The sequence below is a fragment of the Gilliamella sp. LMG 34361 genome (genome assembly GCF_984569075.1).
This window is the reverse complement of sequence record NZ_OZ474903.1, coordinates 1046883-1058553: the sequence shown is the minus strand read 5'-3', so window position 1 is coordinate 1058553 and position 11671 is coordinate 1046883. Positions and strand designations below refer to the sequence as shown.

14 protein-coding genes are annotated in these 11671 nt (G+C 36.6%); 13 read left to right on the top strand and 1 reads right to left on the bottom strand.

The features are described 5' to 3' along the window. Positions 1 to 59 precede the first annotated feature (59 nt). Positions 60 to 392 carry a rhodanese-like domain-containing protein gene (locus tag AC5LXI_RS04945; RefSeq protein ID WP_493443780.1) on the top strand — a complete coding sequence of 111 codons (333 nt, stop codon included), beginning with the start codon at positions 60 to 62 and terminating at the stop codon, positions 390 to 392. A gap of 28 nt (positions 393 to 420) precedes the next feature. Here AC5LXI_RS04945 and AC5LXI_RS04940 read toward each other — a convergent pair whose 3' ends face one another. Further along, the gene (locus AC5LXI_RS04940; protein ID WP_493443779.1) at positions 421 to 1269 is read right to left on the bottom strand and encodes a MetQ/NlpA family ABC transporter substrate-binding protein; all 849 of its coding nucleotides are present in this window, start codon (positions 1267 to 1269) and stop codon (positions 421 to 423) included. Positions 1270 to 1452: 183 nt separating this feature from the next. Between AC5LXI_RS04940 and AC5LXI_RS04935 the strand changes: the two genes are divergently transcribed. The 12 genes from AC5LXI_RS04935 (at position 1453) to rsuA (ending at position 11586) form a co-directional block, all read left to right on the top strand. After that, positions 1453 to 2589 (top strand): amidohydrolase, encoded by a 1137-nt coding sequence (locus tag AC5LXI_RS04935; RefSeq protein ID WP_493443778.1) that lies wholly within the window; start codon positions 1453 to 1455, stop codon positions 2587 to 2589. 13 nt (positions 2590 to 2602) lie between these two features. Continuing rightward, positions 2603 to 3646, top strand: coding sequence for a methionine ABC transporter ATP-binding protein (locus AC5LXI_RS04930; protein ID WP_493443777.1), 1044 nt, complete (start codon positions 2603 to 2605; stop codon positions 3644 to 3646). Between the two features lie 98 nt (positions 3647 to 3744). Continuing rightward, complete coding sequence (locus AC5LXI_RS04925; protein WP_065577664.1) at positions 3745 to 4344, top strand: methionine ABC transporter permease; 600 nt, start codon at positions 3745 to 3747, stop codon at positions 4342 to 4344. Between the two features lie 251 nt (positions 4345 to 4595). Next, positions 4596 to 5411 carry a phospholipid ABC transporter ATP-binding protein MlaF gene (mlaF, locus tag AC5LXI_RS04920; RefSeq protein ID WP_493443776.1) on the top strand — a complete coding sequence of 272 codons (816 nt, stop codon included), beginning with the start codon at positions 4596 to 4598 and terminating at the stop codon, positions 5409 to 5411. After that, positions 5411 to 6190: a lipid asymmetry maintenance ABC transporter permease subunit MlaE gene (gene mlaE, locus AC5LXI_RS04915; protein ID WP_493443775.1), complete on the top strand. Its 780-nt coding sequence runs from the start codon at positions 5411 to 5413 to the stop codon at positions 6188 to 6190. The genes mlaF and mlaE overlap by 1 nt, the downstream gene beginning before the upstream one ends. A gap of 11 nt (positions 6191 to 6201) precedes the next feature. Further along, positions 6202 to 6777, top strand: a complete 576-nt coding sequence (mlaD, locus tag AC5LXI_RS04910; protein WP_493443774.1) for an outer membrane lipid asymmetry maintenance protein MlaD — start codon at positions 6202 to 6204, stop codon at positions 6775 to 6777. 2 nt (positions 6778 to 6779) lie between these two features. Then, positions 6780 to 7421, top strand: a complete 642-nt coding sequence (mlaC, locus tag AC5LXI_RS04905) for a phospholipid-binding protein MlaC (protein ID WP_493443773.1) — start codon at positions 6780 to 6782, stop codon at positions 7419 to 7421. 6 nt (positions 7422 to 7427) lie between these two features. Beyond that, on the top strand, positions 7428 to 7700 hold the full coding sequence (locus tag AC5LXI_RS04900; protein WP_493443772.1) for an STAS domain-containing protein: 273 nt from the start codon (positions 7428 to 7430) through the stop codon (positions 7698 to 7700). A 77-nt stretch (positions 7701 to 7777) separates the two neighbouring features. Further along, positions 7778 to 8035, top strand: coding sequence for a BolA family iron metabolism protein IbaG (ibaG, locus tag AC5LXI_RS04895; protein WP_493443771.1), 258 nt, complete (start codon positions 7778 to 7780; stop codon positions 8033 to 8035). A 94-nt stretch (positions 8036 to 8129) separates the two neighbouring features. Then, positions 8130 to 10157 (top strand): oligopeptidase A, encoded by a 2028-nt coding sequence (gene prlC / locus AC5LXI_RS04890; RefSeq protein WP_493443770.1) that lies wholly within the window; start codon positions 8130 to 8132, stop codon positions 10155 to 10157. Next, positions 10144 to 10881 carry a class I SAM-dependent methyltransferase gene (locus tag AC5LXI_RS04885; RefSeq protein ID WP_493443769.1) on the top strand — a complete coding sequence of 246 codons (738 nt, stop codon included), beginning with the start codon at positions 10144 to 10146 and terminating at the stop codon, positions 10879 to 10881. Before prlC ends, AC5LXI_RS04885 begins: the two co-directional genes overlap by 14 nt. Positions 10882 to 10896: 15 nt before the next feature. Beyond that, a complete protein-coding gene (rsuA, locus tag AC5LXI_RS04880; RefSeq protein ID WP_493443768.1) occupies positions 10897 to 11586 on the top strand; it encodes a 16S rRNA pseudouridine(516) synthase RsuA in 690 nt (229 codons plus the stop codon). Positions 11587 to 11671 lie beyond the last annotated feature (85 nt).

Sequence of the window (11671 nt, the reverse complement as noted above, 5' to 3'; positions counted from 1 at the left end):
TTTGCTGCCAAAAACCCTGTTCCTCAAAATTTTTGCTGAAATTAAAATGAGTTTGAAAAATGACAATGATAAAAGAAATTAGCCCATTACAACTAAAACAAAAAATTGAGAGTAAAGCACCACTCTATTTACTTGATGTCCGAGAAGCTAATGAAGTCGCCATTTGTATGCTTGACGGCGCCAATCATATTCCAATGAATTTAATACCACTTTATTTAGATAAAATTCCTGACGAAGTAGATATTGTGATTTATTGTCATCGTGGCGTAAGAAGCCTCAATGTGGCTAACTATCTGGTCGAGAACGGTTTTGATAGTGATTTTCTATATAATTTGACTGGTGGCATTGATGCGTGGGCACAACTCATTGATACCAGTATGCCTAAATATTAAATAGCCCGTGTTTAAACGGGCAAATTTATTATTCTTGTGGCATAACCCAATAACCATTTTGATTATGTGTTTGCATATAATCTTTAAATTGTTGTGATTGGTAAATACGTTTTATATCTTTTGCCCACTGGCTATTTTCATTACCACCATTAACCACCACCATGATTTCTAAATCAGGGATAATTGTTTCTGATAACAGTGCTTTTTTCGAATCTATATTGGCAGAATAAACGATACTTCCAGGAATAACAGCAAAGTCTAACTCATTTAAGACTCTAGGAATATTGGCAGAATCCATTTCAACAATATCCACACCAGCAATATTTTCGGCAATATCATTTTTGCTAACAATAATTGGATTAGTATTTGGTTTTAACTTAATCCAACCGGCTTTTTCCAATAAATTATATGAGCGAGCCGCATTTGAGGCATCTTGAGGAATACCAATTTTAGCACCAGAAAAGATATTTTTGATGGAAGTATATTTATTCGAAAATATTGCCGCAGGCACTGAAGGTACATGCACTACCGGTTTTAAATTAGCTTTACGTTGACTATTAAAGACATCCATATAAGCGGTATGCTGAGCGACAGTTAAATCAATACTGCCTTCGCTTAATGCTACATCAGATTCTAATAAATGCGGAAAATTAACTAATTTAACTTTATATCCTTCAGCTTCAAGTATTGGTTTAACTGCATCTTTGAACAGATCATTATACGGCCCGGGTGATACCCCCATACTGATCTCTTTTTTAGTTTGATTATCAACCTTAGATGATGAGTTATCACATGCAGTAATTAAAAAAATAGAACTAAATAATGCTAATAGTGCAACATTGTTAACAAATTTTTGTTTGATAAAACTTATTTTCATTTGAACTATCCTCAGTGAAATGTAAATTTAACAAACACTCTAACATAGAAATAACAATTCATTTATTCCATGTACTTCTATCTTATAACTTTTTGGAATAAGTTATAAAAAACGATTATTAGAGCAAAAAAGTCAGCTGTGCTACCGTAAAAGTATCAAAAATTGATAGCTATTGGATATGCCATGACTGACACGATTGCCCCTATTATTGAGCAGCTTTTTCTTGATTTACATAAAAATCCAGAACTTTCCAATCAAGAATTTGAAACAACAAAAAAGTTAAGAGCTTGCCTAGAACAAGCTAACATTCGTATTTTAGAACTGGGGGCAAAAACTGGTGTTATCGCCGAAATTGGCTCAGGAAGCCCAGTTGTTGCCTTACGAGCAGATATTGACGCCCTACCCATAGATGAACAATCTGACTGTCAATACCGTTCAACCAAACAAGGCGTTATGCATGCTTGTGGTCATGACCTGCATACATCTGTGTTAATGGGGGCTGCTTATTTATTAAAAGCCAATGAACAGCAACTAAAAGGGACAGTTCGGTTACTTTTTCAGCCCGCCGAAGAAAATTTTAGTGGCGCGTTACATTTTATCGAAATTGGTGCACTCAATGGTGTTGATGCTATTTTTGGTATGCATAATAATCCTAACCTAACCATTAACCAAATGGCTTCACGAGCAGGCCCATTTTCGGCTAATGTAGATCGTATTGAAATTACGGTAAAGGGAATTGGAGCACACGCTGCAAGACCTGAATCAGGTATTGATCCAATTGTCATTGGTGCACAGATTGTTAATGCGATACAAACAATTTCCAGTCGTACAATAAGTGGACTCGACCCAGTTGTGGTTAGCATTACCAAATTCTTAGGTGGAAACACTTGGAATGTGATCCCTGAAACAGTTGAAATGGAAGGTACCGTAAGGACACTTACCCCCGATATAAGGCTAAAGGTCAAGCAACAACTAACCAGCATTGTCGAAAATATTGCCTTTAGTATGGGCGCTGAAGCCGAGTTGAGATGGTTTGATGGACCACCATCAATCATAAATGTGGCTAAATGGGTCAATTTTTGCCAAAACATTGCTAAACAGGAAGGTTATGAGGTGGTTGACTTTCAACCACAACTCGGCGGTGAAGATTTTGCTCACTACTTACATCATGTCCCCGGTGCATTTATCAATCTTGGCTCGCAAAGCCCCTATGCACTACACCATCCAAAATTTTTAGTTAATCGTAATATGATAATGCCAGCAGCTAATTATCTCGCAAATCTTGCGCAACTCGGATTGATTGAATTAGCCAAACATTGATAGGTATAACATAATGATAAAATTTGAAAATGTATCGAAACAATATGAACGCAATGGAATTACGACTCAAGCATTACAAAACATTAATTTAACCATCCAAAAAGGCGATATTTATGGCATTATTGGCTATAGTGGTGCAGGAAAAAGTACACTTGTACGTCTTATAAATTTTCTGGAAAAACCGACACAAGGCGATGTTATTATTCAAAACCAATCATTAAATCAATTATCAAATCCACAACTACGGCAAGTACGTCGTAAAATTGGTATGATTTTTCAGCATTTCAATCTACTTGAATCGAAAACTGTATATGAAAACATTGCAATCCCTTTAGTATTAATCAAAAAAGACAAACAAGCGATTAAACAGAAAGTCTATGAACTGCTTGAGTTTGTTGGCTTAAGTGATAAAGCTCATAGCTACCCTAAAGAGCTATCAGGAGGCCAAAAACAACGTATTGGCATTGCCCGGGCTTTGGCCAATGATCCCGATATTTTACTTTGTGATGAAGCAACATCAGCCCTCGATCCGCAAACCACGCAATCGATTTTGGAATTAATCAAAAAAATTAATGATCAATATAAAATTACGGTGGTATTAATTACCCATGAAATGCATGTTATAGAGCAGGTTTGTCATAAAGTCGCGGTGATGGAAAAAGGTAAAATTATCGAACATGGCAATGTGCTTGATGTGTTTGGTCATCCAAAACATAAAACTACACAAAATTTTGTTAGTTCAGTAATTAATGATCAGATTCCCGAAGGAATTGTTGAAAATCTGATAGAAATTGAGGGTGATAAACACAATATTAAGTTGTTTAAGTTAGAATTTTTAGGCCGTTCGGCATCAGAGCCAGTTATGAATGCCCTGATATTACAACAAAAAGTGATAGTAAATATCTTGTTTGCCCATATGTCGGAAATTGAAAAAACTGTGTTAGGCAGCATGTTTGTTCAATTAAAAGGAAGTGATGATAATATTGAACAATCAGTGCAATTTTTGCGCGAAAATGGGGTTAACGTTACGCAAATCAAACATTGGGAGAACAACTAATGGAAGTAGTAAATGATTTTATCAATTATTTGAATACTAATTTTTTAAGCCGAGTAACGGTTGAACAATACGCACAAGCTTCGTTAGACACTCTATATATGGTTGCTTTCTCTTTAATATTAGGCGCATTAATTGGTATTCCATTAGCAATTTGTTTAGTTACCACTCGACCTTCTGGCTTACTTGAAAATAAACGGGTTTATCAAATTATCAATCCAATTATCAATTTTGTTCGATCATTACCTTTTATTATTTTACTCTTTTCACTTCATTCATTTACTTACTTTATTGTCCGCACCTCTATCGGTACGACAGCAGCAATTGTGCCCTTAACATTTTATGTTGCTCCATATATCGCTAGATTAGTTGAAAACTCATTATTAGAAGTGAAGAGTGGTATTATTGAAGCAGCCGAATCGATGGGCGCAACACCAATACAAATTATTTGGCATTTTATGCTACCCGAAGCATTTAGCTCTTTGATTTTAACGTTCACTACCGCCACTATTGGTTTAATTGGTGCTACAGCGATGGCCGGTGCTATTGGCGCAGGCGGTATTGGTGATGTAGCCTATTCACAGGGTTACCAACGCTTTGATGATACAGTTATCTATATTTGTGTCGCGATTTTAGTTATCGCAATACAAACTGTACAAAGCATAGGGAATTATTTAGCTCGCAAAGCTCGACATGAATAACAACCTATAATAAATTGATATATGGTGGTGCTGGATTAATTGTACCACTATCAAATTTGAATAAAACTCCGATCACGTTAATTATTAATAAGTTTTCTAGGTAAATTTTTAGCATAAAATGACGAACAATAAAATTCTTCATGTTTTATAATTAAAATAACTAAAATTATCAATTCATTTAACGCATTTGTTTATTTACAATAATCAAGTAAAATACTCAAAATTCAATTATGGTAGTGTAGGGATTTATTGTGACTGACACATTACAGCAAAATTTGGTCGAAATTCACGATATGTCTTTTTATCGTGGTACTCGGCCTATTTATAAAAATATGAACCTAACGGTACCCAAAGGCAAAGTCACTGCCATTATGGGGCCATCAGGGATCGGTAAAACTACGCTATTAAGACTTATTGGTGGGCAATTAAAACCACAAGCTGGTCAAATTTTATTTGATGGTGAAGATGTACCTAGTATGACGCGATCACGGCTATATGAAGTCCGTAAACGCATGAGCATGCTATTTCAATCAGGTGCATTATTCACTGACTTATCGGTATTTGATAATGTTGCTTACCCATTACGTGAGCACCTAAATTTACCTGAACCAGTTTTACATAATTTAGTCTTGATGAAGCTACAATCAGTAGGCCTACGTGGCGCAGCCAATATGATGCCCTCCGAATTATCTGGTGGTATGGCTCGGCGTGCAGCGTTAGCCAGAGCTATCGCTCTTGATCCGGATCTCATTATGTTTGATGAACCATTCGCTGGACAGGATCCTATATCAATGGGAGTTATCGTTAAGCTTATTGCTGAACTCAATCAATCGCTGGGCTTAACCTGTATTGTAGTTAGCCATGATGTTAATGAAGTATTAAGTATCGCCGATTATGCTTATATTGTTGCAGAGCAGCATATTATTGCTGGCGGTACTTCTGAAGAATTACGCAATAATGATGATTTACGAGTAAAACAATTTCTTGAAGGATTAGCAGATGGTCCAGTACCATTTCATTATCCTGCAATTGATTACAAATTAGACCTAAGTAGAGGTGCAAACTAATGTTAGACTTAATTGCAAAACTTGGGCGATCAATAATCAATATCATTGCTATGTTAGGTCGCTCAGGGATAATGCTATTTGGTGCACTTATTGGTAAGCCTCAATTTAGCAAACAATTCCCATTACTTGTTAAACAATTTTACTTCGTCGGTGTACAATCGCTATCCATTATCATCGTATCCGGTCTTTTCATAGGCATGGTACTAGCACTACAGGGTTACTTTATTTTAACCACCTTTGGTGCTGAAGCCAGTTTAGGGATGTTAGTTGCTCTTGCACTATTACGAGAACTCGGACCTGTAGTTGCAGGATTACTATTTGCTGGTCGTGCCGGTTCAGCTTTAACAGCTGAAATTGGTTTAATGAAAGCCACCGAACAACTATCAAGTATGGAAATGATGGCCATTGACCCGCTAAGACGAATTATTGCTCCACGTTTTTGGGCGGGATTTTTCTGTATGCCATTTTTAACCGCAATTTTTGTTGCGGTTGGCATTTTAGGTGGTGTTCTAGTCGGTGTTGAATGGAAAGGTATTGATGCTGGATTTTTTTGGTCATCCATTCAAAGCAACGTTGATTGGTGGCACGATTTAGGCAATTGTTTTATTAAGAGCTTCGCATTTGCAATCGCCAGTACTTGGATTGCACTATTTAATGGTTATGATTGCGTGCCAACATCAGAAGGAATCAGTCGGGCAACAACCAACACCGTTGTCTATTCATCATTAGTTATTTTGGGGTTAGATTTTATTTTAACCGCATTAATGTTTAGTAATTGAGGTCATTAAACATGAGTCGTAAAGTTGAAATTACAGTAGGATTATTTATGGTACTGGTGATCTGCTCAGTACTGTTTTTATGCTTTAGAGTTACCGACCCAACATCTTTTGCTAGTCATAATTCCTACCGTGTTTATGCTGTATTTGATAATATTGGTGGATTAAAAGTAAGATCACCGATTAAAATCGGTGGCGTTGTGATTGGGCGTGTAAGTAATATTAGCCTTAAATCAGAAAATGGTGATACTTATAAACCCTATGTGACGATGGATCTAGATGCTCAATATGATAGAATTCCAAGTTCCAGCTCGCTTTCAATCAAAACCTCAGGTCTACTAGGTGAACAATTTATTGATATCAACTTTGGGTTAGATCAAAATATTGAACATGAACTTGATTCATTAGATTCTGACACCACTAATAACAGCAATAATAATAGTAAACCAGCTTATCTTCAAGACGGTTATGTTATTAACAACACCAAACCAGCTATGGTGATCGAAGATTTAATCGGACAATTTTTATACAGTACTGGTGGCTCATCAGATAAAGACAAAAAACAAGATACCAATGACAGTAAGGAGTAACTATGTTAACCAAATTTAAACAAACCCTTTTTTTAGTACTTGCATTAGTGATAAGTACTTCAGCATTCGCGAACAACCCATATAACGATATGCAAGTTGCTGCTGACAAAATTTTTAACACAATGAAAACACAATCAGCTTCAATTAAGTCAAATCCAAACAAACTTAAAGATATTGTAAGAACGGATTTATTACCGTACGTACAAGTTAAATATGCTGGCGCATTAATATTAGGTGATGCTTATAAATCAGCAACTGATGCACAACGAACAGCTTATTTCAAAGCTTTTGAAAACTATTTAGTTCAAGCTTTTGCTCAAGCGCTTTCAATGTACAACGGTCAAACTTACCAAGTTGAAGCAGCAAAAGATTTAACCAATAAATCACTTATTTCAATTCGCGTGCTTTTAAATCAGCCAGATAAAAATCAACAACCTATACGAATCGATTTCCAATGGCGAAAAAATACAGTAACTGGTGAATGGAAAGCTTATGACTTAACAGCTGAAGGGGTAAGCATGGTTACTACTAAACAAAACGAATGGGCAACTATTTTACGTCAAAATGGTATTGATGCATTAACCAAACAATTAAATGATCTATCCAATCGCAAAATTGACCCAAACGCTAAACAAAAAGGTTAGTTCATTATGTCGCCAATCCAAACAGAAAAACAACAAAATGCGCTTAATTTAATGGGTGAGCTTGATGTTCACTCTTTAAATGATCTATGGAGAACTCAAGATACGCTATTAAGTAATGTGAATCATATTGATGTATCTAGAGTAACGCGGGTTGATTCTTCTGGGCTCGCGACTCTTGTCTATTTCTGTAATCAATATAATCTAAAATTGATAGGGATCAGCTCTCAATTACAAACACTAATTAAGCTGTATGATTTGCAAACCGTTATTAATCAATAGTAAATCATGCAATTTGATAGTTCAAAAACCCCGTTCCTCAACTTTTTATAAATAGAAAATAAATACTGAGTTTCATAATGGATAAGCAAGAAATTATAGCTAAATTAAAAAATTCACTTAACCTTGACGAGGTTCATGTAATGACCGATGATGGAAGCCATTTTCAAGTTATTGCCGTTGGCGAAATGTTTGCTGAATTAAGTCGAGTAAAAAAACAACAAGCTATTTATGCACCTTTAGCCGAATTTATTAATGATAATCGAATTCATGCATTATCAATCAAAACCTATACACCGACTGAATGGCAACGTGAGCGCAAATTAATGGGTTTATAATTAAACCCAATGAACATAGAGACTTGAATTAGTTTTTTTAGCCACAACATATTGTTTTATTAAGAAACATAATCATTGCATAAGGTATCGCAGTATGACTAACCCATTATTAAGCAATTCATCATTACCCCTATTTTCCCAAATCAAACCTGAGCACGTTTTACCCGCTATCAAAGAGACACTAAACAATTGTCGTAAAACAATTGAATCAGTGCTTGAACAAGACAGTGAATACACTTGGGATAACTTAATTCAACCCATTGATGAGATGGATGAAAAATTTAGCCGAGCTTGGTCACCGGTTAGTCATCTTAATTCAGTGAAAAACAGTCCTGAATTACGTGAGGCCTATGAAGCATGCTTACCATTACTCTCTGAGTACAGCACATGGGTAGGACAACATAAACCTTTATACCAAGCCTATAAACAACTTAAAGATAGCAAACACTATGATAATTTAAGCAAAGCACAAAAAAAAGTGATCGACAATGCTCTGCGTGATTTTGAATTATCAGGTATTGGATTATCGGACGATAAACAAAAACGTTATGGTGAAATCGTTGCCAAACTTTCAGAATTATCCTCTCAATATAGTAATAACGTATTAGATGCAACTATGGGTTGGTCAAAACTCATCACTAATATTGAAGATTTAGCTGGAATGCCTGAAAGTGCATTAGCTGCTGCAAAAGAACAAGCGAAAGCAAAAGATCAAGAAGGTTGGTTATTAACACTTGATATTCCGAGTTATTTACCGGTAATGACCTACTGTGATAATCGAGATTTACGCTTTGAACTTTATCAAGCATATAATACCCGCGCATCAGACCAAGGTCCTAATGCGGGTAGATGGGATAACACTGAAATCATCAAGCAAATATTATCGCTTCGTGCTGAACTTGCGCAATTACTTGGTTTTGCCACTTATGCCGACAAGTCATTAGCAACTAAAATGGCTGAAACAACGACTCAAGTTACTGAATTTCTGACCGATTTAGCCAGCAAAGCTAAACCACAAGGCGAAAAAGAGTTAGCCGATCTTAAAAGATATGCTTATGAATACTTTGGTGCAAGTGATATTAAACCATGGGATATCGCTTATTACAGTGAAAAGCAAAAGCAACATCTTTACACCATTAATGATGAAGAGCTTCGTCCTTACTTTCCAGAACAGCGCGTCGTTAACGGATTATTTGCTGTTGTTCGGCGTATTTTTGGTATTACTGCCAAACAGCGGCATGATGTTGAAGTTTGGGCACCAGAAGTCAAATTTTATGATCTTTATGACGCAAAAGGTGAATTAAAAGGTAGTTTTTATCTTGATTTATACGCCCGTGAACATAAACGTGGTGGTGCGTGGATGGATGATTGTATCGGTCGAATGCGTTTTGCTGATGGTCATATCCAAAAACCTGTGGCCTATTTAACCTGTAATTTCAATCGTCCAATTGGCGATAAACCCGCATTATTCACCCACAATGAAGTCACCACATTATTCCATGAATTCGGTCATGGATTACATCATATGTTGACTGAAATTGAGGTATCGTCGGTAGCAGGTATTAATGGTGTGCCATGGGATGCGGTTGAATTACCAAGTCAATTTTTAGAAAATTGGTGCTGGCAACCTGAGGCTTTAGAATTTATCTCCGGTCATTATCAAACTGGAGAACCTTTACCTAAAGAGATGTTAGATAAAATGCTAGATGCCAAAAACTTCCAAGCCGCACTATTTATTTTACGTCAACTAGAATTTGGATTATTTGATTTCAAATTACATAGTGATAAAACGCCAGATATTTTAGAAACCTTAAATCAAGTCAGACAACAAGTTGCAGTGGTACCAACTGTCGATTGGGGGCGATTCCCTCACGCATTTAGTCATATTTTTGCTGGTGGTTATGCTGCTGGTTATTACAGCTATCTATGGGCTGAAGTTCTATCGGCTGATGCATTTTCTCGCTTTGAGGAAGAAGGTATTTTCAATGAAACTACTGGTAATGCTTTTCTTGATAATATCTTATCCCAAGGCGGCAGTGATGAACCAATGACATTATTTAAGAATTTCCGTGGCCGTGAACCACAACTTGAGGCATTACTACGTCACTATGGTATCCACTAATGCTAACACTGCTCAGCTAAAAGAGTTAGCTGAGCAGTGGTTATCCGATCATGCCGAGCTGCCATTTACTCTCGTTATTCGAAACCATCAACTTGAGTTAAAAAAAACAGATGAACCGAAATTAGGTACAATTGCGGTCAATTTTGTGTCTGGTGCAATGGCTCATCGTCGTCAATTTGGTGGTGGTCGTGGTGAAGCTATCGCCAAAGCTGTTGGGGTCAAAGGTAAATACTTACCAACCGTGGTTGATGCCACCGCTGGATTAGGCCGAGATGCATTTGTATTAGCTTCGATTGGGTGTCAGGTTACTATGTTTGAGCGACATCCGGTGGTCGCAGCCTTATTAGCCGATGGACTTGATCGCGCTTATCAAGATCCGACTATTGGTCAATTATTACAAAAACAGTTACGTTTAATTTATAATTCAAGCTTACATGGACTGAGCTTATATCAAGATAAACCTGACGTTGTTTATCTTGATCCGATGTTTCCACATCGACCAAAAAGCGCATTAGTCAAAAAAGAGATGCGTATTTTTCAACAATTAGTCGGTAATGACCTCGATGCAGAAGAGTTGCTTGAGCCCGCAAGGCGATTAGCTAAAAAGCGAGTTGTGGTTAAACGACCTGATTATGCACCATTTTTAGCTAATCAAAAACCAACGGCTGAGATTAAAACTAAAAATCACCGTTTTGATATTTACACACCATCAGATTGTATATAGGAATAGTATTTAAATATGCGATTGGATAAATTTCTGGCTCACCATCTAGGAGTAAGCCGAACAATAGTCAATAAAGAACTCAAAGCCCAAAAAGTTACTGTTAATGGGGATATTGTAAAATCAGGAGCTTATCATATCTCACCGGATCAAATTGTAGAATATGACGGCTTTGAAATTGTTCCTATTACTGAAAATCGCTACTTTATGCTCAATAAACCACAAGGTTATGTTTGTTCAACTGATGATCCTGATCATCCAACTATCCTCTATTTTATTGATGAACCTATGTCGGAAAAACTGCATTCGGCAGGAAGATTAGATCTTGATACTACCGGGCTAGTTTTATTAACCGATGATGGTAAGTGGTCACATCGGATCACCTCCCCTAAACATCATTGTGAAAAAATTTACCACGTGATGGTTGAGCAACCACTTAATGCTAATCTTATTGAGATATTTAAACAAGGCATTCAACTCAAAAGTGAAAAGACCCTGACTGAACCCGCTAAATTGGTTATCCTCGATGATTACCATGCCGAACTCACAATAAGTGAAGGGCGATATCACCAAGTAAAACGAATGTTCGCCGCTGTAAATAATCATGTCACTAAGTTGCATCGCAAACAGATTGGCAATATCATTCTTGATGTACCAGAAGGCGAATATCGACCTCTTACTCAAGATGAGATCAATTCGTTTAAGTAGTATTTTTCATTAGAACCCGTAATTAATACTCTCTTTTGCTAAGTATTCCAGTCAAGGACTTAGCAAAATAAATGTTTAGCTCCAT